Source organism: Lysobacter sp. Root494 (genome assembly GCF_001427225.1).
Lineage (GTDB): Bacteria > Pseudomonadota > Gammaproteobacteria > Xanthomonadales > Xanthomonadaceae > Agrilutibacter.
This window is the reverse complement of sequence record NZ_LMFH01000005.1, coordinates 103,158-129,734: the sequence shown is the minus strand read 5'-3', so window position 1 is coordinate 129,734 and position 26,577 is coordinate 103,158. Positions and strand designations below refer to the sequence as shown.

At 64.2% G+C, this 26,577-nt stretch carries 22 protein-coding genes; 7 read left to right on the top strand and 15 right to left on the bottom strand.

The window, feature by feature from the left end:
* Positions 1 to 43 precede the first annotated feature (43 nt).
* Positions 44 to 592: an ECF-type sigma factor gene (locus ASD14_RS03890; protein WP_056129295.1), complete on the top strand. Its 549-nt coding sequence runs from the start codon at positions 44 to 46 to the stop codon at positions 590 to 592.
* The gene (locus tag ASD14_RS03885) at positions 589 to 3,390 is read left to right on the top strand and encodes a serine/threonine-protein kinase (protein ID WP_056129293.1); all 2,802 of its coding nucleotides are present in this window, start codon (positions 589 to 591) and stop codon (positions 3,388 to 3,390) included. The genes ASD14_RS03890 and ASD14_RS03885 overlap by 4 nt, the downstream gene beginning before the upstream one ends.
* Before the next feature lie 83 nt (positions 3,391 to 3,473).
* Here the strand turns inward: ASD14_RS03885 and ASD14_RS03880 are convergent, their stop codons facing one another.
* Together ASD14_RS03880 and ASD14_RS03875 are read right to left on the bottom strand one after the other, a co-directional pair.
* A complete protein-coding gene (locus ASD14_RS03880; RefSeq protein WP_056129290.1) occupies positions 3,474 to 4,532 on the bottom strand; it encodes an ROK family protein in 1,059 nt (352 codons plus the stop codon).
* A gap of 217 nt (positions 4,533 to 4,749) precedes the next feature.
* Positions 4,750 to 7,392 (bottom strand): M1 family metallopeptidase, encoded by a 2,643-nt coding sequence (locus tag ASD14_RS03875; RefSeq protein WP_056129288.1) that lies wholly within the window; start codon positions 7,390 to 7,392, stop codon positions 4,750 to 4,752.
* A 315-nt stretch (positions 7,393 to 7,707) separates the two neighbouring features.
* Here ASD14_RS03875 and ASD14_RS03870 point away from each other — a divergent pair, with 315 nt between their 5' ends.
* The 4 genes from ASD14_RS03870 to ASD14_RS03855 all read left to right on the top strand — a co-directional run bounded on the left by ASD14_RS03870 (position 7,708) and on the right by ASD14_RS03855 (position 10,756).
* Entirely contained in the window at positions 7,708 to 8,997 is a 1,290-nt protein-coding gene (locus ASD14_RS03870; protein WP_056129285.1) for a histidine kinase, read from the top strand.
* On the top strand, positions 8,990 to 9,769 hold the full coding sequence (locus ASD14_RS03865; protein WP_056129283.1) for a LytTR family DNA-binding domain-containing protein: 780 nt from the start codon (positions 8,990 to 8,992) through the stop codon (positions 9,767 to 9,769). Before ASD14_RS03870 ends, ASD14_RS03865 begins: the two co-directional genes overlap by 8 nt.
* A gap of 79 nt (positions 9,770 to 9,848) precedes the next feature.
* On the top strand, positions 9,849 to 10,202 hold the full coding sequence (locus ASD14_RS03860; RefSeq protein WP_056129279.1) for a hypothetical protein: 354 nt from the start codon (positions 9,849 to 9,851) through the stop codon (positions 10,200 to 10,202).
* Between the two features lie 155 nt (positions 10,203 to 10,357).
* Positions 10,358 to 10,756 (top strand): hypothetical protein, encoded by a 399-nt coding sequence (locus ASD14_RS03855; protein WP_056129278.1) that lies wholly within the window; start codon positions 10,358 to 10,360, stop codon positions 10,754 to 10,756.
* Between the two features lie 100 nt (positions 10,757 to 10,856).
* On the opposite strand, the gene ASD14_RS03850 is transcribed toward ASD14_RS03855, so the two are convergent.
* From ASD14_RS03850 to ASD14_RS03810, 10 genes are all read right to left on the bottom strand, one after another.
* Positions 10,857 to 12,686 (bottom strand): XVIPCD domain-containing protein, encoded by a 1,830-nt coding sequence (locus ASD14_RS03850; RefSeq protein WP_082538848.1) that lies wholly within the window; start codon positions 12,684 to 12,686, stop codon positions 10,857 to 10,859.
* Between the two features lie 31 nt (positions 12,687 to 12,717).
* Positions 12,718 to 13,347: a hypothetical protein gene (locus ASD14_RS15915; protein ID WP_157475059.1), complete on the bottom strand. Its 630-nt coding sequence runs from the start codon at positions 13,345 to 13,347 to the stop codon at positions 12,718 to 12,720.
* Positions 13,348 to 13,489: 142 nt separating this feature from the next.
* A complete protein-coding gene (locus ASD14_RS03845) occupies positions 13,490 to 14,782 on the bottom strand; it encodes an adenylosuccinate synthase (RefSeq protein ID WP_056129273.1) in 1,293 nt (430 codons plus the stop codon).
* Positions 14,783 to 14,987: 205 nt separating this feature from the next.
* A complete protein-coding gene (locus ASD14_RS03840) occupies positions 14,988 to 15,179 on the bottom strand; it encodes a DUF2065 family protein (protein WP_056129270.1) in 192 nt (63 codons plus the stop codon).
* A gap of 23 nt (positions 15,180 to 15,202) precedes the next feature.
* Entirely contained in the window at positions 15,203 to 16,066 is an 864-nt protein-coding gene (gene hflC, locus ASD14_RS03835; RefSeq protein WP_056129268.1) for a protease modulator HflC, read from the bottom strand.
* Entirely contained in the window at positions 16,063 to 17,178 is a 1,116-nt protein-coding gene (gene hflK, locus ASD14_RS03830; protein WP_056129266.1) for an FtsH protease activity modulator HflK, read from the bottom strand. Before hflK ends, hflC begins: the two co-directional genes overlap by 4 nt.
* 81 nt (positions 17,179 to 17,259) lie before the next feature.
* Positions 17,260 to 18,606 carry a ribosome rescue GTPase HflX gene (hflX, locus tag ASD14_RS03825; protein WP_056129263.1) on the bottom strand — a complete coding sequence of 449 codons (1,347 nt, stop codon included), beginning with the start codon at positions 18,604 to 18,606 and terminating at the stop codon, positions 17,260 to 17,262.
* A gap of 94 nt (positions 18,607 to 18,700) precedes the next feature.
* Positions 18,701 to 18,973 (bottom strand): RNA chaperone Hfq, encoded by a 273-nt coding sequence (gene hfq, locus ASD14_RS03820; protein WP_056129260.1) that lies wholly within the window; start codon positions 18,971 to 18,973, stop codon positions 18,701 to 18,703.
* A gap of 193 nt (positions 18,974 to 19,166) precedes the next feature.
* Positions 19,167 to 20,135, bottom strand: coding sequence for a tRNA (adenosine(37)-N6)-dimethylallyltransferase MiaA (gene miaA, locus ASD14_RS03815; RefSeq protein WP_056129257.1), 969 nt, complete (start codon positions 20,133 to 20,135; stop codon positions 19,167 to 19,169).
* 59 nt (positions 20,136 to 20,194) lie between these two features.
* Positions 20,195 to 21,622: an amino acid permease gene (locus tag ASD14_RS03810; protein WP_056129254.1), complete on the bottom strand. Its 1,428-nt coding sequence runs from the start codon at positions 21,620 to 21,622 to the stop codon at positions 20,195 to 20,197.
* Positions 21,623 to 21,907: 285 nt separating this feature from the next.
* Here ASD14_RS03810 and ASD14_RS03805 point away from each other — a divergent pair, with 285 nt between their 5' ends.
* A complete protein-coding gene (locus ASD14_RS03805) occupies positions 21,908 to 22,417 on the top strand; it encodes an aldehyde-activating protein (RefSeq protein WP_157475057.1) in 510 nt (169 codons plus the stop codon).
* 266 nt (positions 22,418 to 22,683) lie between these two features.
* Here ASD14_RS03805 and folP read toward each other — a convergent pair whose 3' ends face one another.
* The 3 genes from folP to rlmE all read right to left on the bottom strand — a co-directional run bounded on the left by folP (position 22,684) and on the right by rlmE (position 26,526).
* Complete coding sequence (gene folP, locus ASD14_RS03800) at positions 22,684 to 23,583, bottom strand: dihydropteroate synthase (protein ID WP_056129253.1); 900 nt, start codon at positions 23,581 to 23,583, stop codon at positions 22,684 to 22,686.
* Between the two features lie 227 nt (positions 23,584 to 23,810).
* Positions 23,811 to 25,730 carry an ATP-dependent zinc metalloprotease FtsH gene (ftsH, locus tag ASD14_RS03795; protein WP_056129251.1) on the bottom strand — a complete coding sequence of 640 codons (1,920 nt, stop codon included), beginning with the start codon at positions 25,728 to 25,730 and terminating at the stop codon, positions 23,811 to 23,813.
* Between the two features lie 148 nt (positions 25,731 to 25,878).
* Positions 25,879 to 26,526 carry a 23S rRNA (uridine(2552)-2'-O)-methyltransferase RlmE gene (gene rlmE / locus ASD14_RS03790; RefSeq protein ID WP_056129248.1) on the bottom strand — a complete coding sequence of 216 codons (648 nt, stop codon included), beginning with the start codon at positions 26,524 to 26,526 and terminating at the stop codon, positions 25,879 to 25,881.
* Positions 26,527 to 26,577 lie beyond the last annotated feature (51 nt).

Sequence of the window (26,577 nt, the reverse complement as noted above, 5' to 3'; positions counted from 1 at the left end):
ACCGTTCACGCCAATACAGCGCTACCGTGCCCACGAGGGCCGCATGGACCTGGTCGCCGACGAAATCACCGAGTTGCTCAGGCGCTCCGGAGCCGGCGACGGAGAGGCGGCCGCGCGCCTGCTCGACAGCATTTATGCCGACCTCCGGCAGATCGCACGCTCACGCCTGCGCGGCGAGCGCCATGACACCCTCAACACCACCGCCCTGGTGCATGAAGCGTGGCTGGCGATGGCGCACCGCCAGCAGGTCAGCTTCGAAAGCCGCCGGCATTACTTCGCGTATGCCGCGAAGGCGATGCGGAACATCCTCATCGACCGCGTTCGACAGCGCTTCGCGGACAAGCGCCAGGCCGAGCCGGAACTGCTCATGCAACAGGACGAGGATTCACTCGAACTGGTCGCCCTCGACCAGGCGCTTGCCCGGCTCGCATCGCTCAGCGGGCGGCTCGCGCAGGTCGTGGAATTGCGACTGGTCGCGGGGCTTTCCAACAACGAGATCGCGGCGCAATTGGGATTGAACGAGCGCACCGTCGCGCGCGACTGGCTCAAGGCGCGCGCCCTGCTGGGGCAATGGCTGGAAGCCGCGCTATGAACAACGGCGTCGTCGCCCGCTGGGCCGACATCGACGCGCTGCTCGATGAACTCTTCGAGCAGCCCGAAGAACTTCGCCGCAGCTGGCTGGACGAGCATTGCGAAGATGCCGAACTGCGCGCGATGGTGCTGTCGCTGCTGGCCGCCGATTCGGTGCATGCGGCCGACCTCGAAGCACGCGCGGCAGCCGCACATGAATGGCTGAGTGCGCATGCGGCCGAGCTTCCGCAGATTCCCGGCTACCGCGTGATCGAGCTGATCGGCGAAGGCGGCATGGCGAGCGTGTTCCTTGCCGAACGCATGCTCGGCGAAACCGTGCAACGCGTCGCGCTCAAGCGCCTGCGCCTGAATGTCTACGATCCCGTCGAGCGGCGGCGTTTCGAGCACGAGCACCGCGTGCTTGCGCGCCTCGAACATCCCAACATCGCGCATCTGCTCGACGCCGGAATCGCACCTGATGGCGTGCCGTGGTTCGCGATGGAATATGTCGAAGGCCAGGCCCTGGTGGCGTGGTGCGATTCGCGCCGGCTCGGCATCAACGCGCGTCTCGCCCTGTTCACCGACATCTGCGCAGCGGTGCAGCACGCGCACCAGCACCTGGTCATCCATCGCGACCTCAAGCCGTCGAACATCCACGTCGACAACGACGGCAACGTGAAGCTGCTCGACTTCGGCATCGCCAGGTTGCTCGAGCCCGATACCGACCGGCCGGAGGGAACACGCACCGAACTGCGCCGGCTCACGCCGGGTTACGCGGCGCCGGAGCAATACGCAGGCCGTACCACGACGGCGACCGACGTCTACGCGCTCGGTGTGATCCTGATGGAGCTGCTGAGCGGGCAGAAGCCCGCAGGCGCACAGGCAACGAATTCGGATCCGCTGCGCAACGTGACGATCACGCGCGACGCCGCGGATGCACGTGACTCTTCCCGGCGTGCGCTCGAGCGCCTGCTCGCCGGCGAGATGGGCATGATCGCGCGCAAGGCCATGCGCAGCGAACCGGCGCAGCGCTACGGCACGGCACAGGCTCTGGCCGAGGATCTGGCCGCGTTGCGCAGCGGGCGTCCCGTGACGGCACGGCGCGGTGACTGGCGATATCGGGCGGCGTGTTTCATCCATCGCAACAGGACCGTGGTGGCCGCGAGCGTGGTGATCGCGGCGACATTGGTCGTCGCTACCACGATCAGCCTGCAGCAGGCTCGCGAGGCACGCGCACAGGCTGCGCGTGCACAGGCGGTCCAGGCATTCGTCGAGGACATGCTTGCGCCTTTGCGATCGGGTGTGCCCGCCATCCGCATCCCCAAACTGGACGAAGTGCTGGCTCGCGGAGTGCGTGATCTCGAAAGCCGGCGCCGGCACGATCCGGCGGTCTATGCCGAACTGTTGATGATGTTTGCCGATACCTACGGCCGCATGGGCGATATACCGACTTCTCAGGCGCTAGCCCAGCGTGCACACGCTTTCAGCCTGGAAAGGTTCGGAGACAGGAACCTGCTGACGATCAGGGCGCTGGCATTGCGAGGACAAACGCGGCTCGACAGCGTCGCCGGCATCGCTGATATGAAAGCCGCGCATTCCCAGATGCGTGCGCTTGGAGTCGGGGGCATTCCGCTTGCCAAGGTGCTCGACGATCTCGGTTCCATCGAACTCATGTCCGGCCGTCCGCAGAAGGCGGCAGCGTTGTATGCGCAAGCCCAGCGGCACCGTGAGCTGGCGCTGGGGCCACATCACCCGGATATCGCGCAGGGATACGCCAATCTGGGGATGGCAGAGGACAGCCTGGGACATCTGCCGCGTGCGCTGGCCTTGTTTGAACAGGCCTACCGGCACAGCCTCAGGTACGAAGGCCCGGAAACGCGGCAGGCGGCAAATCATCTCAGGCTCGTGGCAGCGCTCGAAAGCCAGCTCCGCGGATGGCGCAGTGCCGACCGCGACTACTCAACGGTTCTTGATCTCTTCGAACGAATCGATCCGGATGGCAGTCCCGATCGCGTCGATTTGTTGATCGACGTGTGCAACCGGAAGCTGATCGAGGACGATATGGAAGCGGCAGAGAAACATTGCAATGCCGCAGTTTCAATGGCTGCAAGAATGTGGGGCGAAGGCAGCCGGATGCATCAGGTCACGGGCCGCTATCGGGTTGCCCTGCTAATCGCCCAAGGCCGGCTGGACGCTGCGCGCGCGGAAATCTCGCGCATGCGCTCTGCATTGCAAGCCATTCCCGGCGAAACAGCCCGGGTTTCCCTCGATATGTTGTATTCCCCCCTCAGTGATCTCGAGGGTGTCGAAGGGAACTACGCCGGCATGCGCGATGGTCTGCTCCGGATCGAGCAAAGCGGTACCGGAATGCAGTGGCCTGCCTTCCGCGCCGGAGTGCTGGCGCGTCTCGCCCTGGCCTGCGCCCATGCACCCGACGCAGCTTGTCCTGCATCCGACGACGCGAGCGTCGATGCGATGCTCGCTCGACGTCCCCTTGCCAGCGATCCTGTGCGGATCAAGTCCGAACTGTCATTGGCCCGGCTGGCGCTCCTGCGGCGCGATCCCGCCGGCGCCCACCGGCACCTGGATAGCATCGAGTCGATCGCGGCATTACCGCAGAATCGCTTCCCTGCCACCCACCGCTGGCTGACCGAAGCGCGGATGCTGCGCGGCGAAGCATTCGCCGCGCAGGGCGACCGCGATGCTGCCACGCGCGAATGGCGTGCGGCCGAAACGATCTTCGCCGCTCGCTATGCGCCGCAACATCCCTTCCGGCGCCAGCTCAAGGCACACCTGGAAACAGGCGTCGCTGCGCGCTGATCAGCCGGCATGGTGGCTGAAGTCCGATGCCGATCGTTCGTGGAAAAGCGTGCAGCCCTGCGAAGACCTGACATCAATCCTCTTCACGTATTGGTGTAGCTCGCATTCCCAAGCCCGGTACCGATCGTCAGCACGCCCCAGCGTTTTGCCTTGCGCATCAGGTTGCGCGCACTCAGCCCCTGTACCACCGCGTCGTTGTGCAGCACGACCGCCACCCTTCGCCCATCGACGCGGTCCAGCCGCTTGCGCAACTCGCGTGGCAGATTGAACGGATACTCCCAATCCCCCGGAAGGTTCTGCGCGCCCTGCCGGATGCTGCCATCGGCCTTGATCTGCCCGGGGCATGCAATGCCTGCGAAGGGCGCAAGCCGGATATCGAGCGTGCGTGCCTGCGCAGCAAGTCCATTGAGCATGCCGGCAAGCCGCGCGATCGCTTCGCCGCGATCGGGATCGTCGTCGGCGTGCCGCCATTGCATGTGTTCGAGCAGGCGCGCTTTCGAACCATCCTTCTTCTGCCTTAGTCGATGTTCGACGATGCCGCAGCGCAGATTGGTGCCGCCCACATCGACTGCGAGGAAAGCGTCGTGGTGCGCGCGAACATCTTCCGGCAACAGGTGCACCCAGCCGAGCAGGCCGCCCTCGTCGGGATCGTGGTGCAACACCTGGAGATCCACGCCGACGCGCGCTTCCTTCAGCTCCCGCGTCGCGCGCCGGATCGCGAGTCCACCGAACTTGCTTTCGGGAAGTCCCCCTCCGAGCACGATGCCCTCCACGCCCTCCCATTCGGGCTGCGCGAGAAAACAGCGCACCACGCCGGCGAGTCGTTGCGCGTATTCCTCGACGGCGACGTGCACGAGGTGCGCGGCATCCGGATCGCCGCCGACCATGACGAGATCGATCGTCTTCTTGTTGATCTCGATGCTCGCCTTCCTGCCGAAGGGATCCTTGCAGGTGCGCCTGCGCTTGCGGCCATGGTCCAGCAGTGCCCGGAAAGCGGTCTGGCTGGCGCGGTCGCCGACGAATCCTTCACCATCGGGCTCTCGGATCGCGAGGTTGTAGCTGTCGACCGATAGGCCGGGCAGTCGCATGGCGCCATGGCGGCCGCGCGGGTCGGACGATTTCGGTGTGGCTTGCTTCGCCATGGCGCCTGTTCCTGGATACAGGCGCCATGCTCGCGCAACGAGCGGCTAGCGCGCGTTAACGGGTTCCCTCATGCGCTACGGCACGTAACGCGTGATATGTCCGCGGATCTCGCCCGAAGGAAACATCGCCGTATGGACATTCGCGTTTACGAAACTGGCCCCGTTCTCCGGGGCCATTATTTCATTCGTCAGCGGCAGTGGTCCTGCGCGCCGGCTTTTAACCGTTGTGCTTCCGAAGCCATGCATCGATATCCGGAAGGCGTTCCGCTCGCACCTTCATCCTGTACTCGATATTGGCCACGGCCGTATCGGTCGCACGACGCGAACTGCTGGCGATGTATTTCTCCGCGAACGTCCTGAGCTTGCCGATCGTCGCCGCGTCGAGCGAACTGCTGGCAAGTCCCGGGTAGTAGCGGCTGAGCGAAGTCGTGTCGACCTTGCCGTTCACCTGTTCGCGATGCGCGGCGGCGAAGTCGAATGCAAGCTCGGGATGGCGGCCCGCCACCGTCGAAATCATCTTCGCGCTGTTGGTCTCGCCCGGCTCCGGCGTCAATGCCAGTTCCAGCGCACGTTGCGCCAATGCCGGATCTTCCGCGGACGACAGCAGCGAGTAGTACTGATCCTTCACCAGCGGCGTGGTTTCCGCCTTCCCCGCTGCATGCAGGCGATCCCAGGTCGCGGCGTCCGCATGCGTCGCAACGACGCCGAGGATGGTCTTGCGCAGCGGGGCTGGCATGGCGTTCGCTTCATAACGGCGCCGCGATTCGTTCACCACGTCGGCATCGCCGAGCGCACCGAGCGTACCGATCAACTGCGTACGCAGGATTGCAATCGGATCGGCCTCTCCTGCCTTCGCTTCCCAACCAACGCGTTCGAACACCGGCGATAGCGTGCGGACCGCGAAGGCGCGGAATTTCGCTCGGCGTGCCGCATCGCCACGGTAGTACTCGTCGAGCCCTTCGAGCGTCTGCGCGATGTTGCCCCAGACCTTCGGATCGGCATCGATCGGCGTGGCCGTGGCGAGTTCGAGGTAATCCGTCACCGGCCGCAGTCCCGACAGGCCCAATGCCCACGCGTCGCCCATCAGCCCGAGCTGGTCGATGGGCGCGAGTTTCGCGAAACCGTCGCGGATCGCAGCGAACTGCGGCTGCGCATACAGCGAGCGGTAGTAGCCGCTCTGGCCTGCGTTGACGATCACCGGGCCGCACCCGGGCAGATCGAGCGTCGCGGTGCCTTCGACCACGGCACGCACCGGTTCGCCACCGGCCTGTGCAATCACCGGCACGCGCCAGTGCAGCGGCTGCTTGCCGGCACGGTCCTTGGTGAATTCGTCCTGCGTGAGCTTGACCGTGGTCTTCCCGTTCGCGCACGTCGCCGAATCCACGCGGATAAGCGGCACGCCCGGTTGCAGGGTGAAATCGTGCGCAATGTCGAGGATGGGTTTGCCCGCGGCGGTTTCGACTTCGCGCCAGAGATCATCCGACACGGTGTTGCCGTATGCGTGCGCCTTCATGTATTTACGCACGCCTTCGCGCCACGCCTCTTCGCCGACGAACCCTTCAAGCATGCGGATCACCGCCCCGCCCTTCTGGTAGGTGATCGCGTCGAAGGCCTGGCTCGCCTGCTCCACGGTCTCCACGTGCTGGACGACAGGGTGCGTCGAGGCGACGGCGTCACGCGACATCGCGCTTTCACGGCCTTCGACGGTGTTCAACTTCGTGTTCCATTCGGGATGCAGCTTCGCCGTGGTACGGCCGGCCATCCAGGTTGCAAACCCTTCGTTGAGCCACAGGTCGTCCCACCAGCTCATGGTCACGAGATCACCGAACCACTGGTGCGCGATCTCGTGCGCGGCGACGGAATACACGCGCTGCTTGTCGGATTGGGTGGAAATCGTCGGATCGAGCAGCAACGTGTGCTCGAAGGTGAAGATGGCACCCCAATTCTCCATCGCGCCGAAGAACTGGCTGCTGCCGGGCGAGGCGACGTTGTCGAGCTTCGGCAGCGGATACGGGGTACCGAAGTAGTCGTTGTATTCGCGCAGCACGTCGGCGGAGGAATCGAGGGCGAACTTCGCCTGGTCGATCAGTCCGGATTGCGTCACGACCCCGACTTCGGTGTCACCCAGCCTGGTTGTTGCGCGCTCGAAATCGCCGAGCGCGAAAAAGAGCAGGTAGGTCGACATCCGCGGCGATTTCGCGAAGGTGACCTGTTTGTTGCCGTTGCCCAGGTCCCTGGTCTCGCCCGCGGGCATGTTGCTGACGGCGAGCTGGTTCGCAGGTACCATCGCGGTCAGCGAGAAGGTGGCCTTGTAGTTCGGTTCGTCCCAGGAGGGAACGAACTTGCGCGCATCGGAGTTTTCGAACTGCGTGTACAGCGCGCGCTGCTTGCCCTGCCTGGTGTCGTAGTCGATCGCGAACAGGCCATTGGCCTGCGTGCCGATCTTTCCGGTGTAGTCCGTTGTCAGCGTGTAGCGGCCGGCCGCCAGCGGCTTGTCGAACATGAAGGTGGCGGTCTGCGCATCGGCGTCGACCGACACCTTCGGTGCGAGCGGCTTGCCGCGCGATCCCATCAACGTGGGGTTGCTGAAGACCATGTCGACCGCGTTGAGCGTGATCGACGTCGTGGGTTCCAGCACGTCCACTGCGATGGCGACATGGCCATTGAAGGTCAGCGAATCCGCATGCGGTACGACGGTGATGTCGTAATGCGCCGGGCGCACGGTGCGCGGCAGCTGCGTGGTGGCGTTCCTTACTTCCGGTGCGGAAACCGGGGAAGCGTCCGCACGTGCCGGCATGGCGAATGCGGAACCGGTGCTGGCAAGCGCCAGCGCGACTGCGGTGACCAGGGTACGACGCATGCGGATCCCTCATGGTGGGGCAGCGCGACCATAAGCCGGTGCGCGCATGCCGGGTGTGAGCCAAAGGCCCGATGGTGAAGGCTGGCCGGCCACGGGCTACCGCCAGAAGTCATGGATCGGATGACGTGCCTTGCCTTTTGGCGCACGCTCGCGCGAAAGCGCTGCTTCGGCATGCTTCCGGCGCCGGCCTGGCTCAGTTCATCGTGGCGGCGGCGGCTTTCATCCCCGGCTCCGCGGGTTCCGTCGCACGCCGCTTTTCGCCGGTCTTCCCGCCGCTATTCTTCGCCGCAACCACGACGTCCCGGACAAGCCAACGTGATCCGAACCTTCTTCTTCGTCGCCCGCATCGTCATCGCCTGGGGGCTCGCATGCCTGCTGATCGCGGCGCTTTGGTCGGGCATTCCCTTCATCGGCAATTTCGAATTGCCGGTCGTGTTGCTCACTTTCACGACGCTGGGGCTGGTGATTACCAGTGCGGTTTCCCATCTGCGCCGGGTTCGCCTGATAGCGGGTTCGGAAAGCGAAGCGCTCGGCAACCGCCAGCGCCGCCAAATCGAAATTCCGTTCGAAGCCGGCGAAGCCTTTGACCTTCTCGATGCAGCAATCCGTGAGTTGCCGCGCGCGCAGCAAGTCGAAAGCGCGCGCGACAGCCTGCAGGTGCGCGCGAAGGTGGAACGGCCTGCGACATACGGCGACCAGCCACTGGGACGCCTGCATCCGATGCACTGGTTCGGCAACACGCGCAACCAGATCCTCGCCACGGTCACGCCGACGAACGGAACCGGCAGCGTGGCGCTGATCTGCGAGCCTGAAGCGGGCGCGTGGAGCGACTGGTTTCGCGTCGACGACGGTACCAACCTCGAGAATGCGAACGCGATCACCCGCGCGATTGCCCGCCGTGTCGCCGAACGCCGGCGCAACGAACGTGCGATGGCTGCGCAGACCGCGACCGAGAAGGAGCTGACGGTCGCTCGCCTCAACCTGCTGCATGCGCAGGTCGAGCCGCACTTCCTCTACAACACGCTGGCGAGTGCGCAGTACCTCACCCGTACCGACCCGTCGCGGGCCGACGAGATGCTGGGCCACCTGATCCAGTACCTGCGCCATTCGTTACCGCGTACGCAGGACGAACTGGCGACTCTCGGCGACGAACTCGAACGCGCCCTCGCCTACCTCGAAATCCTCAAGATCCGCATGGGGCAGCGTCTGTCCGTGCAGATCGATATTCCCGAAAACCTGCGCGGTACGAAGTTGCCTCCGATGATGCTGCAGACGCTGGTCGAAAATGCGATCAAACACGGGCTTGAACCGCGTACCACAGGCGGCACCGTGTGGATCCGTGCACGCCAGTCCGACGATGTGGTCTCGATCACGGTGGCCGACGATGGCGAAGGCTTCAACTCACAGAACACCGGTACCGGTATCGGCCTGAAGAATGTGCGCGAGCGCTTGCAGCTGGTGTTCGGCGGCAAGGCGTCCCTCGCGGTCGTGGCCAACTTCCCTTCTGGCGTCGCGGCGACGATCAACGTGCCGGGAACACCGCAGGCGAGCGTACCTGCCGCTGCGGCTTCGGTGGCAGTTGCGGAGGACGCCGACAATGCCTAAAGCCAGGGTCACCGCTGTCATCGCGGAAGACGAAGCGCTGTTGCGCAGCGCGTTGCTGGAACAGCTGCAGCAGGCATGGCCGCAACTGCATGTCGTCGCCGAATGCGAAGACGGCGCCAGCGCACTGGAAGCAATCGACGAACACCAGCCGGATGTAGCGTTCCTCGATATCCGCATGCCGGGTCTGACGGGACTCGAAGTGGCAGCTGCGACAACGCAGGCGAGCCCGGGTACGCAGATCGTCTTCGTTACGGCTTATGACCAGTATGCGATCGATGCATTCGATCGCGGCGCGATCGACTACCTGCTCAAGCCGATCGCTGCCGAACGCCTCGCGGCGACGGTGCAGCGCCTGAAACTGCGTGCCGCCTCTGGCGCAACCGACGCTGCGGCACTGAGCGAAGTACTGGCGCGGCTCGCCACATTGCCGGGCACTCCTTCGCGCCCACCGCTGACCTGGCTTACCGCCAGCGCCGGGCGCGAAACGCGGCTGATCCTGGTCGACGACGTCGCCTATTTCCGCGCGGACAACAAATACACGACCGTCATGACCCGCGAGGGCGAAGCGCTCCTGCGCACACCGATCCGCGAACTGCTGGCAGTGCTGGATCCGGGCACGTTCAAGCAGATCCACCGCTCCACGATCGTCAACCTGAAAGCGATCGCTTCGATCATTCGCGATGACACCGGCCGTGGCATCGTGCGGCTGAAGGATCGAGCGGAGACGCTGACAGTCAGCCAGCCCTTCATGCACTTGTTCCGGCATATGTGACGTCGACGCGCGACTGCGCGTCCGTCGATTGATTCCGTCCGTCTTCGCGGCAACGCCGCGTCATTGCAAGGTGACAGCCATGCGCAACTTGTTCGCTGCCGTCTATTTTCTGCTCGCCCTCTTCGGATGCGAGAGCGGCGGCACTACGATGATCACGCACTCCATCAGCAACGGCGTCGACCTGCTCCATGCCAAGACCCGCATCAAGGCCGGCGTCGCGCGCTTCGAATGCTTCGCCAGCGTGAGTGGTGAATGCCACTACACGCTGCTTCCGGCCAAGTGCGCATCGACTCATGCTCCTTGCATCGAGAAGCCGATCGACCGCTTCACCATGAAGACGGGGGAGTCGCGGGAAGTGGTCGGCCTGCCGCAGTTCAGCGCCTGCGTTTCGCAGGATGTTTCAATGGGGAGCTGCGCGACGCTCGCTCATTGAATCGTGCGCTGCAGCGCAAACTGCGCGCGTCAGAATGTCGATGCGATCGCCAACGGAGCGTCGCCTCTTCCAGGAGCCACGAAATTGCCCGAATCGGCACGGTGCATGGCGACGGCCGTAGGCATCATGTTTGCCTCACCCTCTATCCTGCCTGCATGACTGCCCAGCCCCTCTCACCCGAATTCGCCGCTGGCCAACTCTGGCGCTGCAAAGGCCGCAACCCGGCCGAAGCTCCTCTCGTGCTGATCAACCGCGTCGACCAGCACCCGTTGGGTGGCGAGATCTACCACGTCTCCATCACCGGCGTGCAGATCAGGAGCCCCGCTGCTCCAGGCGGCTTCGTTACCGCCCTGCCCCACATTCCCGTCATTCGCCAGACATTCGAACGCAGCGAAGCGGAGTTCGTCCGCCTGCAGGAACCCGATTCCGCCTACCTGGAGGGCTATGCGCAGTGGAAGAGCGAATTTGAGGCTGGGACTGCGGGGTCCTTCGGTGTCGCGATTTCAGAAGTATTGGATTTTATTGAAAGCGCTTTGGCGTCGCGTTCGGCTTAACAAGACTTGGCGCGTATCCGCCGAGTTGGTGCTTGCGTGATCGGCAGCAACGACTCAAGACTCCGCCAAAGCCCGCTTGGCCCATGTCTTTGCGGCAAACCTAAGGCCGCATTCCGATACTCAACCCAGCCCGATGCTCCGTGTGTTGCATCTGCGCGTTCTGCGCATTCTGCTGCTGGAGATTCCCCGAATGCTCAGCCAACCGGAGAGTACTCTGCTCGATCGATTGGCTCGCGGCCTGAGCCTTGTCAACCACTGCGAGATTTCTTGCTGGGTCCTGGAGACTTCCTTGCACGGCTATTACGCCGTCGCCACGAGTGTTAATGAGCACGTGGTCGACGCGAGAGAACCCGCTCTCCTTGGCCTTCTGCGTCAGAGTCGCGGCGGTGTTGTTCAATTCTTCCGCATTTCGGAACGTCCCTTCCGGCAGTCGCCGGAGCTCTTGCAGGGTCTGGTGAAATAGCGGATAGCTCGGGTGGTTCTTTTCGGACAACAACGGCATGCGCTCGGCTTTTCCCAGCGCCTCGCGTGTGTCCTTTCCGACGACTCCATCAACATGCAGGCCGTGGGAATGCTGGAAGGCACGCACAGCGTAATTTGTGTTGCAGCCGAAATCGCCGTCGATTTTCAGCGCGTGGCCTTTTGAGTCCGTATAACCCAGGTGGCGAAGTTGTTGTTGGAGGTGGCTTACAGATTGGCCCTTATCGCCTTGGTCCAGAATTGCTTCATTTACACGCAAAGCCGACGGCGGCAATGTGGCGTTTGCTCGAGAGGTTACTTGCGTGTTATCCCCATGTAGTGGCGCGCGGACCTGAAACTCGGGTTTTGCGCGCAGCGCGCCAACGATGTGAGTGGTTGCGCCATCCCAATACCCGCCGGGCTGGATGGTGACTTGCTTGGGACCGGTACTGCCTTGGGACCCGATGAACTGTATGTTCCCATCGGCGTCATAACCCTTGAATATGCCCACGTGCTGCCCACCACTGCTGGCGAACATGAGAATGTCGCCTTGTTTTAGACCACCTCCCGGCTTGCGTGCCTCAGCGGCCGGCACGGCATCGAAGTGCTGTCTTGCATAAGCAGTGGTGGTTGACCCGTTGAATAGGGTTTGTGTCGTAAAGCCGGCTGCGCTCTCCCCAGGTATGTCAAACCCCGCGTCCTTCAGGCCTCGCCATACGAATGCGGAGCAATCAACGCCTAAGCGGCCATCACCGTCCATGTCACTCTCAAGCCGACTAGCGTCCCGTCCCGGCTTGGGTAAATCAGGACGTCCGTACTCATAGCTTCGGCCTTCCGCAAAGAAATGTAGGTAGGCTTCGGAATAGATGGCAACGCTGGAGTTGCCCGTGATCTGCACCTCAGCTCGAACGCCAGGCTGCGTCGTAGCATGCTGAACGCGTGTCTCGCCAACGCGCCATCCTTCGAAGCCTTTGATCCCATCGGCTACTGCTGCGAGCTCACTCGCGTTCATAGCGCCAATCGTCTTGGAACGAAGATCGAAGCCCCGCCGATCTCCTTCACGAAAGATGTAATCGGCTTGTGCTCGGTGATTGGTCTGTCCGGAGTAGTCGGGCGTTGAATAGCTGCGAAGCAGCTCTTCAACGGTCCTCTCGCCGTATTTACGCTCTAGTAATTGAATCTTTGCGGCACGCCCCGCTTCGTAGCTCTCAAAGACAGCATTGCCCCACTGATCAAGTCCGATTACACCCTGGTAGCGCTTCCGCGCATCCGCTAATGCCTGCTCCCTTGTACGAACTGCATGATCTGACCTGTCCGCACTACCCGCATAAGCAAACTTTAGATTTCCAGGATTGTTGTTCCTCCATGAAACACTACCGCCCTCACGCTGGACAGTACTTCCATCCTCCATCTCCAGCGTTCTGCTCGTTCCTTCCGAACGCACAAGCTTCCTGATCTTTTCGTCGCTCATTTTGACCTCCATGTCAGTTTTTTAGGAGTTCCTACTCGCCGTCTTCTCCGTGCAGGCCGAGAGAAAACTCCTCCAAATTCTCTTCGCTCGTCCATCCGGATGCACAGTCCCCGCTCAGCACGGAGGAGTCCAGGCGACAAGGAGCGACCGGCTGGGCGGCGAATCGAATACTCCTGTCGCCGTATACGCGGCACAAGGCGTTATTCCTGCATCCCACAACAACTGCAGAAACGGGCACTGCGGTCACGTAGTAACGGGAAATAGATTGTCCAATCCTGGCTATCGCGCGAATGCAAACGAACTGTCCCTTGGACAGGGTTGCACTGATTTTTGTGTCCTTGGGCGGAAGTCTGTTCGCGAGGTCAGCGCCTTCGGCTGCAACCACTCCGCCATACAAACCACTCTCATCGCAGTCGGGATGCAATTCGACGTCGAAATAGTCTGCCGCGTTTGGGTCTTCATCATCCTGCGCTACACAACCTTCGCCTTTATCGCTGTCTCGGCATTGCACGCCAACTTTCTGGGCGAGATCACGAAACGAAGCATGATTCGTCGTCGTTGTCGCCAGGCTTTGAATTCTCTTGGAATCACCCGCCTGACAGGACGTAGCATTCAAACTGACCATCGCCACCACAAGACCAAGCTTCCAGCCATAGTGCATTTAACGCTCTCCTTGTAATCACGGACATTCCTAGGCCCATCCTGCCACGCTGCGATAACGGTGTCTGTCAGACAGTTCTGACATAAAAAGCCCCGCAATGCGGGGCTTTTGCGGCCTTCCGGCCTTCAGCGGCGTTCTGCAATCAAGCCCAAGGATCCCTGAGCACAATATTCGCATCACGATCCGGGCCAGTAGACACGATGGCCAGCTGGCAACCCGAGAGCTCTTCCAGCGCGCGCAGGTAGGCACGTGCGGCCGGCGGGAGTTTGTCCCACTCCGTGATTCCAGCGGTGGATTCTTCCCAACCCGGGAATTCGAGGTAGACGGGCGTGCATTCTTCCCAGCCCGCGGCGTCGAGTGGGGCGTATTCGCTGCGCTTGCCGTGGTACTCGTACGCGATGCAGACCTTGAGAGTCTTCATGCCGTCGAGGATGTCGAGCTTGGTGATGCACAGGCCGGTGATGCCGTTGATCGCGACCGCGCGCTTGAGCGCGACGATGTCGATCCAGCCGCAGCGGCGCGGGCGGCCCGTGGTCGCGCCGTATTCCTGGCCGAGGTCGCGGATGCGTTGGCCGATCTCGTCATTCAGTTCGGTCGGGAACGGGCCGCCACCGACGCGCGTGGCATACGCCTTCGCAATGCCGAGCACATAATCGATCGCATCGGCGCCGACGCCGGTGCCTGCGTACGCGCCACCCACCGTGGTGTTCGAGGAAGTGACGTACGGATACGTGCCGTGGTCGATGTCGAGCAACGAGCCCTGCGCGCCTTCGAACAGCACGCGCTTGCCCTGCTTGCGCAGGTCGTGAAGGATGCCAGCGACGTCGGACTTCATCGGTTCGATGTATTCGCCGAAGGCGAGCGCGTCGTCGAGCGTCTTCTGGAAATCGACGGCTTCCACGCCGAGATACTTGGTCAGCACGAAGTTGTGGTAGTCCATCGTCGCGCGCAACTTTTCGGCCAGTTCGGCTGGATAGCGCAGGTCGGCGACACGGATACCGCGGCGCGCGACCTTGTCTTCGTACGCAGGACCGATGCCGCGGCCGGTGGTGCCGATCGCGCCCTTGCCGGCGGCCTTTTCGCGCGCCTGATCCAGCGCGATGTGGTACGGCATGATGATCGGCGTGGCGGGGCTGATCTTCAGGCGCGAGCGGACTTCGACGCCGTTGGCCTCGAGCTCGCCGATTTCTTTCTGCAGCGCGCCGGGATGCAGCACGACACCGTTGCCGATCAGGCACAGCGCGTCGTCGCGCAGGATGCCCGAGGGAATCAGATGCAGGACGGTCTTCTTGCCGCCGATGACGAGGGTGTGGCCGGCGTTGTGGCCGCCCTGGAAGCGCACGACGGCGCCGATGTCCTGCGTCAGCAGGTCGACGATCTTGCCCTTGCCTTCGTCGCCCCACTGGGCGCCCAACACCACGACTGACTGACCCATTTCTAGCTCCTGAACTTGAGGTCCCGCTCGGCGGGATCGCTGCGCGCTGCGGTTGCCGGCTGAAATTTCCGACCGCGCGACACGGAAAAAGCCGGAGGGGAGGACCCCATCCGGCTTTTGCGCATTATCCGGGTTTCCGGGGGGTGGGGCTACCCTTTCCGCGCCCCTGCTTCATCGCTGTTGCACATTGACGGCAGCCGCCGGGCTAGAACCGCCTGATCAGGAACAGCGAGACCAGGCCGATGGCGATGAAGATCCCGCCGAGGAGCCGCAGGCCGATGTCCGGCAGCTGGTGCAGCTGCTCGACCGCCTGCCGCCAGCGGCGGGGCGCGACGAAGAGGAATAGCCCCTCGATCACGGCGACCAGGCACAGCGCCGACATCAGTTCCAGGGTCATGGTTCCAGGGTCTGTCCGCCGGCTCAGCGATCCGATTTCATGTACTGGAGGAACGGATCGTCGCGGTCCAGCACGATCACGCTCTGCCCGTCGGAGAACGACGCGCGATACGCCTCGAGGCTGCGCTGGAACGCGTAGAACGACGGATCCTTGTTGGCCGCCTGCGCGTACAGGCGCGTGGCTTCGGCATCGCCTTCACCGCGAAGCTTCTGCGCATCGCGTTCGGCTTCGGCAAGGATGACCGCGCGTTCGCGGTCGGCCTGCGCGCGGATCGTCTGCGCCTGTTCGACGCCTTCGGCGCGCAGCTGGCTGGCGACCTGCTTGCGCTGCGAACGCATCTGGTCGTAGACCGAGCCCACCACGTTGCTGTCCTGCGGCAGTTCGATGCGCTTGATGCGGATGTCGACGATCTTGATGCCCAAGGTCTGAGCGCCCTGGTTGATCGCCTTCAGCTGCCTGCCGATCACCGTGGTGCGATCACCGGAAACGACTTCCTGCAGCGTGCGCGCATTGATCTCGTTGCGCAGCGAATCGCGGATGATCGGCGCTACGCGCTGCACCGCGACGTCCTCGCTGCCACCGGTGGCGCGGAAAAAGGCCTGCAGGTTCTCGATCTGGCCCAGCGCGAAGAAGTCGACGCTGACGTCCTGCTTGTCCTGGGTGAGGTAACGCTCGGACTCGGCCGGCAGCACCAGGAGGCGCCGGTCGAAAACGCGCGCGCTTTCGACCAGCGGAACCTTGAAGTGCAGGCCCGGGCCGACGTCGGTACGCACGATCGTGCCGAGACGGAAAACAATCGCGCTATGGCCTTCGCGCACGACGAATACCGAACCAAGGAAGGCCAGCAGCACGCTGACGGCAATGGCGATCCAGAGGGAAAATCTCATCGGCGGTCCTCCTCGCGGGTCGGGCGCGGGGTGCGCGAGGGACGCGCGGGGTCATTGGAGTCGGCGCTTACGGCTGGCGAGAGGACGTCAGGCGTCAGCAGCGGGGGGTTCGACGGGCCTTGGGTGCCGTGCTTGTCTCCCATCGGCACGTAGATCAGCTGGCGTGAATCGCCGCCGACGATCGTGCGATTGTCGGCGAGCACGCCCTGCACGGTTTCCAGCCACAGGCGCTTGCGCGTGACGTCAGGCGCAGCCTTGTACTGGTCGACGAGCAGCGAGAAGCGCGTGGCGTCGCCGGTCGCGCGAGCGATGCTCGAGGTCTTGTAACCTTCGGCGACCGTGCGCGTGCGCGCGGCTTCACCGCGGGCTTCCGGCACGATGCGCTTCGCGTACGCCTGCGCTTCGTTGATGGCGGTGTTCTTTTCCGCGCGTGCGCGCTGCACCTCGTCGAACGCGTCTTTCACGTCGTCGGGCGGGCGCGCGTTGGGCAGGTTGAGTTCGGTCAGCACCAGGCCGGTGCGATACGCCTGCAGCGCCTTCTGCAGGTGGTCGCGCACCGCAACGGTCAATTCGCCACGGGCGTTGAGAACCGTGTCGAGATCGGAACGGCCGACCTGTTCGCGCACGGCGCTCTGCGCGGCTTCCTTCAGCGTTTCATCGGCGTCGCGCGTGCCGAACTTGTACAGCAGCGGATCGCCGATGCGGTACTGGACGTTGATTTCCACGTTCACCATGTTGCCGTCGCGGGTGAACACGGGAACGTTTTCGCTGTACGCGTTGCTCTGCGTGGCGTTGACCTTTTCCACGGTTTCGATCGGCCACGGCGCCTTGAAGTGCGGGCCAGGCTGGAGGATGCGCGCGTAGCTGCCGAAGCGCAGGACGACGCCGCGCTCCTGCTCGGTCACCAGGACGAATGTGCTGAAGACCAGCCACAGGCCAAAGACGATCGCGACCCAGCGCCAGACCGAGGAACTGCCGCCGTCGCCGCCAAAGAGCCCACGCAACGAATCGAAGAGGGTGTCGAGCGTGCCGCCCGGCTTGCGGGGACGCTGGGGGCGGCGGCCATCGGGGCCTGAAGGGGTGTTGCTACTGCCGGGGGTGTTCCAGGCCATGCCTGCTCCAAAGGGGACGTTCACGCCCGTCGGCGTGCATCGATTCTAGGTGAGGGCCGACAAGGCCTCAAACAAGGCGTGCTACCAGCCTGCCGTTTCGTCTTCCAGCGCGCCGGCCGCCTCGAGCAGTGGCCGCAGGGCTTCGCCATGGGCCTGCACATAGAGTTTCTGCGCGTCCGCGATAGCCATGTCGACCTGCAACAGCCAACCCTGCTCGTCGTGCTTCTCCCCGCGGATCGCCCCGATAGCGTGCAGGCGCGCGTGCAGGCGCGCCGCCTGCGAGGGCAGCCGCACTTCGCCGGCGACGTGGCGCAGTTCGAGCACTTCGGCGAGCGCCTTGCGCAGCAGGTCCAGGCCGAGGCCGAGTTGGGCCGAAACCCAGACGCGCTGTCGACCTTCGGCGGGATGGTCATGGCGCGGTTCCGGGGCGGACCACCCTTCGCCGGAATCGCCTTCGCGTTCGAGCCGGTCGATCTTGTTGAAGACGAGCAGCTGCGGCAGGTCGCCCGCGCCGATGTCGGCGAGCACGTCGTCGACCTGGCGGATGCGCTCCTCGCGCAGCGGATCGGCGGCGTCGACGACATGCAGGAGCAGGTCCGCTTCGCGCGCTTCCGAAAGGGTCGAACGGAATGCAGCCACCAGCTCGTGCGGAAGATCGCGGACGAAGCCGACCGTATCCGCAAGCACGGCACCACCACCCGGCAACGCAATGCGGCGCACCGTCGGGTCCAGCGTGGCGAACAACTGGTCGGCCGCATAGGCCGCCGCGCCGGTGAGTGCGTTGAACAACGTCGATTTACCGGCATTGGTATAGCCGACCAGTGCGATGCGCGGGAGTTCGCTGCGCATGCGCGCGCGGCGCATCTGCGTGCGCTGCACTTCGACCTTGTCGAGACGCTTCTGCAACTGCTCGAGCCGCTTCTGCAACAGGCGGCGGTCGGTTTCAAGCTGTGTCTCACCGGGACCACGCAGGCCAATGGCGCCGCCGCGCTGGCGCTCGAGATGGGTCCAGCCACGCACCAGGCGCGTGGCCATGTGCTTGAGCTGCGCAAGTTCGACCTGCAGCTTGCCTTCGGCGCTCTGCGCGCGCTGGGAAAAGATGTCGAGGATCAGGCCGGTGCGGTCGACGACGCGCCGCTGCAACGCCTTCTCGAGATTGCGTTCCTGGCCCGGCGACAGCGCGAAGTTGACGAGGATGAGATCGGCACCGCTGGCATCGGCGGCTGCCTTCATTTCCTCCAGCTTGCCGCTGCCGACCAGCGTCGCGGGATTGGGGCGGTCGATGCGCGCGGTGAGCAGCGCGGCGACGGTAGCGCCGGCCGAGCGGGCGAGATCCGCGAACTCCTCCATCAGGCCTTCGTCCGGCGGACCGCCGGCATGGGGCTGGATCAGAAGCGCGTGTTCGCCCTTGCGGGAACGTTCAAACATTCGGCCTTTCTACTCCTTCCCCAGAGCGGGGAAGGATGGATGGGGGTGCGCGAGTCCGGCTTCAATGCCGCCGGGCCAACGCCACGAAGCCGGCTTACTCGGCTTCGTCGCCCTCTTCACCGGATTCACCCGGCTGGACATGGCCGCCACCCGGCCCCACGCGCACGTTGCGCGCCGGCACGACGGTGGAAATCGCATGCTTGTAGACCATCTGGCTGACCGTATTGCGCAGCAGGACCACGAACTGGTCGAACGACTCGATCGTGCCCTGCAGCTTGATGCCGTTGACCAGGTAGACCGACACCGGCACGCGCTCGCGCCGCAAAGCATTCAGGAATGGGTCCTGCAAGGATTGCCCCTTCGACATGTTTTCCCCACTTTCTTTCTAGTTATAGGTCGCGTGCGGCGCGGCCGCATCGCATCGTCGGTGCTGTCCCCGCACGAACGACCGTCCGATGGTAACTCAGCCGGGCGCGAAGCGAGCGGTACCAGTATCGCGTTTTAGCAGCTGCCACGCGGGAACGGGCGTGAAGATCGGGGAACGGCGGCAAACGCCGGCATTACGTGGGCAGGCACGCCGGTAAAAACAGGCGCAGGGCTTCTTCCAGTGCGTCGCGCTGCTGCTGGGGATCGAACCAGCGCGCGTCGAGCTCCCCCCGTAGCCAGGTGAGCTGGCGCTTGGCGAGCTGGCGCGTGGCGAAGATGGCGCGATCGCGGAATTCGCGGGCGTCGGTGGCTCCGTCGAGGTGTTCCCATGCCTGCCGGTAACCGACGGCGCGCAATGCGGGCAAGTCGAGCGGACGCGGAAGCGCCTGCAATGGCGGCAGCGCGCGCAGACGCCGGACTTCGTCGAGGAAGCAGGCTTCGAGCATCGCGTCGAAGCGACGCTCGATGCGCTGGTGCAGGACGCCGCGATCGGCTGGGGCCAGCACCAGCTTCAACACGCGGAACGGCAGTCGCGGCGCGTTGAGCGCAGCGCGGCGCCAGTCGCTGATCGTTCGGCCGGAGAGGCGGAACACTTCCAGTGCGCGCTGGATCCGCTGCGCATCGGTGGCGTGGATACGTGTTGCTGCTTCGGAATCGATGCGTTGCAGCTCGGCGTGCATCGCGGCCCAGCCGCGTTCGCTCGCTTCGGCTTCGATGCGCGCGCGTGTTTCGGCGTCAGCCTCAGGCATGTCCGACAGACCATGCAGCAGTGCGTGGAAGTAGAGGCCGGTGCCGCCCGCGAGGATCGGGAGCTTGCCGCGGCTGGCGATGTCGTCGAGCACCTTGCGCGCATCGTTGGCGAATTCGGCGGCCGAATACGGCTGCCAGGGTTCGCGCAGGTCGAGCATGTGGTGCGGGATCGCCGCCTGCTCTTCGGCAGTGGGCTTCGCCGCGCCGATGTCGAGGCCGCGATACACCAGCGCGGAATCGACGCTGACGATTTCGCCATCGAAACGCTCGGCGAGTTCGAGCGCATACGCCGTCTTGCCCGACGCCGTGGGGCCCATCACTGCAATGGCGAGCGGGCGCGTATCGGCGCTCATTTCCTACCCGGCCTTCGTTGCGCGCAGTCGATGTGTGCTTCGACTGCGCGCGGCTTCAACTAACCAGCCGCCTGCGGTGAGAACTTCGCCAGCAGGCTGTTCCTCCGCGCGTACACCAGATAGACCAGCAGCCCGAACGCGTTCCACAACAGGCACCAGAGCTGGGTCCGGGTCGGCAGGCTCGAGAACAGGTACGCACAGCCGAGGATCGCGAGCGGCCCGACCAGCCATGCCAGCGGCGCGCGGAAAACACGCGTGCGATGCGGATCGCGCTTGCGCAGCACCAACAGGCAGGCGGCGACCGCGATGAAGGCGATCAGCGTGCCGGCATTCGCCAGCGCGGCGATTTCATCGAGGCGCGCCACGCCGGCCAATGCCGAGGTCACGACTGCAGTGAACACCGTGATCACCACCGGCGTGCCGCGCTTGCCGACCTTCGACAGGCTGCGCGGCAGCAGGCCGTCGCGCGACATCACGAAGAAGATGCGGCTCTGTCCGTAGAAGAACGCCAGCAGCACGGTCGGCAGCGCCACCACCGCCGCAGCGGCAACGATCTTCGCCGCCGCGCCGTGTCCGAGTTCGCGCATGATCAGCGCCAGCGGTTCGGGACTCTGGCCGAAGACGGTGTAATGCATGGCACCGACCGCGGCCAATGCCACGACCATGTAGATCAGCGTGCAGCCGATCATCGAACCGACGATGCCGATCGAGAGGTCGCGGCCGGGGTTCTTGGTTTCCTCGGCCGCGGTGGAGATCGCGTCGAAGCCGTAGAACGCGAAGAAGATGATCGCCGCCGCCGCCATCACGCCGTGCTTGACGTTGTCGGGACCGGCCGATTCAGCGAATCCGTACGGCATGAACGGATGCAGATTGGACGCATCGAATGCCGGCAACGCGACCGCGACGAATACTCCGAGGGCCAGCAGCTTCGCCACCACCAGGATCGCGTTGAGCGTTGCGCTCTCGCGGGTACCGACGATCAATGCGCCAGCGACGACCCAGGTGATCGCGATGGCAGGCAGGTTGACGAAGCCACCGGCGTGCGGCCCGACCGTCAATGCCTGCGGAAGATCGACGCCGACGCCCTTGAGGAAGCCGACCGCATATCCGGACCAGCCGACCGCGACCGTGCTCACCACCAGCGTGTATTCGAGGATCAGGCTCCAGCCTACGATCCAGGCAATCGTTTCCCCAAGTGCGATGTAGCTGTAGGTATACGCGCTGCCTGCAGCCGGCATCATCGTGGCCATCTCGGCGTACGCCAGCGCGGCGCAGGCGCAGACCACGCCCGCCACCAGGAACGACAGCAGCACGCCCGGGCCGGCAAGGTTCGCGCCCACGCCGATCAGCGTGTAGATACCCGTGCCGACGATGGCGCCGATGCCCAGTGCGACCAGATGAGGCCAACCCAGGGTGGGCACCAGCCGGCGCCCTTCCTCATGCACCGTGACCTGGTTGATGTCCTTGCGCCGGAGCCATGCCTGCATACAACCCTCGTATCTGACGGACGAACGGAGCGCACATAGTGAGCCATCGACCGGGGCAATGCGATGTGCCACAGAGGCGGATGGCGCAGGGCAGCATGCGGGAGTGCGGGGTGGATCGCATTTGCCCGGATTGGCGGGTTAGGCTGGTTGCGCGGCCCCGAGGAGGTCTGCGGATCTGGGTTGTCGTGTTGGCTGGTGTTACGGCGCTTGTCGTAGTCGCGTGGAAGGCATCGCGCCACGGACGTCCATCTCGCACGGTTGGCGTCGAGGGCGCCGGCACGCTCCTTGAAGGCGGAGGCGTCTCGGGTTCGGATCACGCCACTTCACTTTGCATGGATTCGACTGACGGTGGTGGAGGTGGCGGCTGTGACTGATCCAACCACTCCGGCGCATCACGGCGGCTGCCATTGCGGCGCCGTGCAATTCGCCTTCGCGACGCAGCGCGCGCTGCCCGACTTCACCCCGCGCGCCTGCGACTGCGACTTCTGCATGCGGCACCGTGCCGCGTGGATATCCGATGCGGCCGGACGGCTTCGTATTACCGCTTCGGATGCGCTGCGCCGCTATCGGCAGGGATCGGGCCAGGCCGAATTCCTCTTCTGCGGCCACTGCGGCGTGCTCGTCGCCGCCGCCTCCACGGGCGCTGACGGGGTTTTGCGTGGCGCGATCAACCGCAACAGCTTCGACGAACGCGAGCTGTTCGCTGCCGAAGTCGCGGCATCACCACAACAGTTGGCGCCGGACGCCAAGCTCGCGCGCTGGTCGCAACTGTGGACGCCGGCGTTCCTGGATTGAGCGCTTCGGCATCGCGCCCGTGCATTTGCCCACAACGCCTGTGGGCAAGCTGTTGGTACATCCTGTGGACAAACGCATGCGCGCCTTGCAGGACAAGCGTGTCAAGCGGTTTGGCCAAAAAATGACCAGAAAAAATTATCGCCGCGGTTGGTGAAAATTTGACCAATCCGCTTGACAGCCCCGTCACGTCTGGGCGGCAGCCACTTGTCCACAGGATGTACTCGCAGCTTGCCCACAGCCGTTGTGCACAAGTCGAAGCGGAGCGCTCAGTCGTCGTCGGGCCAGCGGATGCCCGGACTTGCGGGCTTCGTTTTCGGCGGGGGCAACGCGGCGACCGCGTTCCACACCTTGAGCGCGTCGACGGTTGCGGCGACGTCGTGCACGCGTACCAGCTTCGCGCCGCGTTGTGCCGCGATCACGTGGGCCGCCACCGAGCCGAAGACGCGATCGTGCGCATCCTCGCGGCCGGTGATGTCCCCGATCGTCTTCTTGCGCGAAAGTCCCGCCAGCAGCGGCACGCCGAGTTCGGCAAAGCGTTCGAGCTGCGCGAGCAGCATGAGGTTGTGTTCGCGGTTCTTCCCGAAGCCGAAGCCGGGATCGACGATGATCTTTTTCTTGGCGATGCCGGCCATTTCCGCGGCGAAGATGCGTTCGGCGAGGAAGCGGTGCACTTCCGCGACCACGTCGTCGTACTGCGGCGCGGCCTGCATCGAGCGCGGTTCGCCCTGCATGTGCATCAGCACCACGGGAACCCCGAGTTCGGCCGCGGCGTCGAGCGCGCCTTCGCGGCGCAGTGCGTAGACGTCGTTGATCATGCTGGCGCCGGCCGCGATGGCGTCGCGCATGACTTCGGGTTTGGACGTATCGATGCTGATCGGGACGGTGGTCTGCTTTGCCAGCCGCTCGATCACGGGAATAATGCGGCGCAACTCTTCCTCGACACTGACTTCGTCCGCACCGGGCCGCGTCGATTCGCCGCCGATGTCGAGGATGTCGGCCCCCTCTTCCGCGAGCTTCACGCCGTGCGCGACCGCTGCATCCAGCGTTGCGTGTTCGCCCCCATCGGAGAACGAATCCGGCGTGACGTTGACGATGCCCATGACGCGTACGCGATCGAGGACGAGCATGCGGCCGTTGCAGTCGAGGGTTGGCGTGGTGTCGAACATGCCGAGTTACGGGTTACCAGGTCCCGTCCAGACTAGTGCAGCCGGGCTGCTTTTGCTCGTCATTCCCGCGAAGCGGGAATCTCGTCCTTGTAGTACGCCGAAAGACTAGATTCCCGCTTTCGCGGGAATGACGGGCAGCGGTTCAAGCGATGGCCCTCGCGGTGTCTAAAAGAAACGGCGCCGGTTTTCCGGCGCCGTTGTCTTATGGATCATTCCCGAATTACAGCTCAGGTCTGCGCAGCAGGCCCGGCGATCGGCGGCAGAGGCGGCACTTCCGCCGGCTTGCCATTGCCGTTCTTGGTCCAGCCTTCCGGCGGCGGCGGGTCACGGCCATCCATGATCGCGTCGATCTGCCTGGCGTCGATGGTTTCGTACAGCAACAGCGCTTCGGCCATCGAGTGCAGCTTGTCCAGGTGTTCCTTGAGGATCTGGGTGCTGCGTCCGTAGGCCTTGTCGAGGATGGTGTGCACCACCTCGTCGATCTTGCGCGCGGTCTCGTTGGAGACGTTCTTGTGCTGCGTGACCGAACGACCGAGGAAGACTTCCTCGTCTTCTTCGCCATAGGCGATCGGGCCGAGTTCATCCGACAGGCCCCACTTGGTGACCATGTTGCGCGCCATCTTGGTCGCGCGTTCGATGTCGTTCGATGCGCCGGTGGTGACCTTGTCGGCACCGAAGATCAGTTCTTCGGCGACGCGTCCGCCATACAGCGAGCACAGCTGCGATTCGATCGCGACCTTGTTGTAGCTGTACTTGTCGCCTTCCGGCAGGTACATGGTCACGCCTAGCGCGCGGCCGCGCGGAATGATCGTGACCTTGTAGACCGGATCGTGCTCCGGAACCATGCGGCCAACGATGGCGTGGCCAGCTTCGTGATACGCAGTGAGCTTCTTTTCCTGCTCGCTCATCGCCATCGAGCGGCGCTCGGCGCCCATCAGGATCTTGTCGCGCGCCTTGTCGAAGTGATCCATGCGGACTTCCTTCGCGTTCTCGCGCGCCGCGAACAGCGCCGCCTCGTTGCAGAGGTTGGCGAGGTCCGCACCGCTGAAGCCCGGCGTGCCGCGCGCGATCGTCATCGGCTCGACGTCGTCGGCCAGCGGCAGCTTGCGCATGTGCACGCGCAGGATCTGCTCGCGGCCTTTCACGTCAGGCAGGCCCACGACGACCTGGCGGTCGAAGCGGCCCGGACGCAGCAGCGCGGGGTCGAGGACGTCGGGACGGTTGGTCGCCGCGATCACGATCACGCCTTCGCCGCCTTCGAAACCGTCCATCTCGACCAGCAGCTGGTTCAGCGTCTGCTCGCGTTCGTCATGCCCACCGCCGAGACCAGCGCCACGGTGGCGGCCGACCGCGTCGATTTCGTCGATGAAGATGATGCACGGCGCGTGCTTCTTCGCCTGCTCGAACATGTCTCGGACGCGGCTGGCGCCGACGCCGACGAACATCTCCACGAAGTCGGAACCGGAGATCGAGAAGAACGGCACCTTGGCTTCGCCGGCGATCGCGCGCGCCAGCAGTGTCTTGCCGGTACCGGGCGGGCCCACCATCAACACGCCGCGCGGAATCTTGCCGCCCAGCTTCTGGAACTTGCCCGGATCGCGCAGGAACTCGACGAGCTCCTGCACTTCTTCCTTCGCTTCGTCGCAGCCGGCGACGTCGGCGAAAGTCACTTTGACCTGGTCCTCGCCCTGCATCTTCGCGCGCGACTTGCCGAAGCTCATCGCGCCCTTGCTTCCGCCCTGCTGCATCTGCCGCATGACGAAGATCCAGAAGCCGACGATCAGCAGGATCGGCAACAGGTTGAATACGATCGACCAGAACGAGGGACCGGAGCTCGGCGCCTTGCGGGTGATCTCGACGTTGTGCTCGAGCAGGTCGGTGACCAGCCAGTTGTCGGAGGGACCGAAGGCGGTGCCCTTGGTGCCGTCCTTGCGTTCGAACTGGAGGGCGTTGACCGCGAGGTTGGTGTCGTCGGTGTACTCGACCGACTTGATGCGGTCGGACTTCACGTCCTTCATGAACTGGGAATACGTGACCTCGCTGGCGGGCGCGCCCAGTCCGGTGCGCGGGCCAAACGCCTGGAACACCACCATCAACACGACGGCGACGATGACCCAGAGCAGGAGGTTCTTAGCGAGATCGTTCATTTGTTTACCTGTTCAGCCGTCCGTGCTGGTGTGAAAGCCCGGATGTCCGCCATCCGGTGTGTAAGCAGGGCCGCTAGGGTCGCAGAAAAACGCTGGTATTTCAGGCTCTTTCCGACATTTTGCGAATCTGTCGACCTTGCGGTCAGGTTCATTTCATCTGCGCCAGCTTTCCCTGCGCCAGTGCATAGACTTCCGGTGATCGCTTGCGCGACGCCGCGGGCTTGCGGATCACGACCTTGGTGTAACGACGACGCAATTCACGCACGTATTCGTCGAAGCCCACGCCCTGGAACAGCTTGATCAGGAGCGCACCGCCGGCGCGCAGATGGTGGTCGGCGAAATCCATCGCCAGTTCCGCCAGGTGCATCGCCCGCGGCAGGTCCACCGCATCCACACCGCTCATATTGGGGGCCATGTCGGAGAGGACAAGGTCCACGGGCTGGCCGTTCAAGCTGGCTTCGAGGGCCGCGAGCACCGCCTCCTCGCGGAAATCGCCGTGGTGGAAGTCCACGCCGGCCAGGGTCGGCATGTCCAGGATGTCCAGTGCGATCACCCGCCCGGGATGGGCCGCATCGAGGCGGTTGAGTTCCTGCCGGACCCACTGCGACCAGCCCCCCGGCGCGGCGCCGAGGTCGACGACCACCATCCCGGGCTTGAGCAGGCGGTCGCGTTCGACCAGTTCCTCGAGCTTGTAGGCGGCACGCGAACGCAGGCCCTCGGCCTGCGCCTTCTTCACATAAGGGTCGGAGAAGTGTTCCTTGAGCCAGCGCTGGCTGCTTTTGCTACGGGTCGCCACGGGAGCGCTCAGCCGGGAACTACGGGCCGCCATGATACCCTGCACGCCCGT

Bases quoted from the DNA above. Each gene is read 5' to 3' on its own strand.
- folP (WP_056129253.1), bottom strand. From the start codon at position 23,583: ATGTTCGACACCACGCCAACCCTCGACTGCAACGGCCGCATGCTCGTC.
- ASD14_RS03890 (WP_056129295.1), top strand. From the start codon at position 44: ATGGACCTGGTCGCCGACGAAATCACCGAGTTGCTCAGGCGCTCCGGA.
- ASD14_RS03880 (WP_056129290.1), bottom strand. From the start codon at position 4,532: ATGGCGAAGCAAGCCACACCGAAATCGTCCGACCCGCGCGGCCGCCAT.
- ASD14_RS03875 (WP_056129288.1), bottom strand. From the start codon at position 7,392: ATGCGTCGTACCCTGGTCACCGCAGTCGCGCTGGCGCTTGCCAGCACC.
- ASD14_RS03850 (WP_082538848.1), bottom strand. From the start codon at position 12,686: ATGAGCGACGAAAAGATCAGGAAGCTTGTGCGTTCGGAAGGAACGAGC.
- hflK (WP_056129266.1), bottom strand. From the start codon at position 17,178: ATGGCCTGGAACACCCCCGGCAGTAGCAACACCCCTTCAGGCCCCGAT.
- ASD14_RS03860 (WP_056129279.1), top strand. From the start codon at position 9,849: ATGCGCAACTTGTTCGCTGCCGTCTATTTTCTGCTCGCCCTCTTCGGA.
- hfq (WP_056129260.1), bottom strand. From the start codon at position 18,973: ATGTCGAAGGGGCAATCCTTGCAGGACCCATTCCTGAATGCTTTGCGG.
- ASD14_RS15915 (WP_157475059.1), bottom strand. From the start codon at position 13,347: ATGCACTATGGCTGGAAGCTTGGTCTTGTGGTGGCGATGGTCAGTTTG.
- miaA (WP_056129257.1), bottom strand. From the start codon at position 20,135: ATGAGCGCCGATACGCGCCCGCTCGCCATTGCAGTGATGGGCCCCACG.
- hflX (WP_056129263.1), bottom strand. From the start codon at position 18,606: ATGTTTGAACGTTCCCGCAAGGGCGAACACGCGCTTCTGATCCAGCCC.
- ASD14_RS03845 (WP_056129273.1), bottom strand. From the start codon at position 14,782: ATGGGTCAGTCAGTCGTGGTGTTGGGCGCCCAGTGGGGCGACGAAGGC.
- hflC (WP_056129268.1), bottom strand. From the start codon at position 16,066: ATGAGATTTTCCCTCTGGATCGCCATTGCCGTCAGCGTGCTGCTGGCC.
- ASD14_RS03885 (WP_056129293.1), top strand. From the start codon at position 589: ATGAACAACGGCGTCGTCGCCCGCTGGGCCGACATCGACGCGCTGCTC.
- ASD14_RS03840 (WP_056129270.1), bottom strand. From the start codon at position 15,179: ATGACCCTGGAACTGATGTCGGCGCTGTGCCTGGTCGCCGTGATCGAG.
- ASD14_RS03855 (WP_056129278.1), top strand. From the start codon at position 10,358: ATGACTGCCCAGCCCCTCTCACCCGAATTCGCCGCTGGCCAACTCTGG.
- ASD14_RS03810 (WP_056129254.1), bottom strand. From the start codon at position 21,622: ATGCAGGCATGGCTCCGGCGCAAGGACATCAACCAGGTCACGGTGCAT.
- ftsH (WP_056129251.1), bottom strand. From the start codon at position 25,730: ATGAACGATCTCGCTAAGAACCTCCTGCTCTGGGTCATCGTCGCCGTC.
- ASD14_RS03865 (WP_056129283.1), top strand. From the start codon at position 8,990: ATGCCTAAAGCCAGGGTCACCGCTGTCATCGCGGAAGACGAAGCGCTG.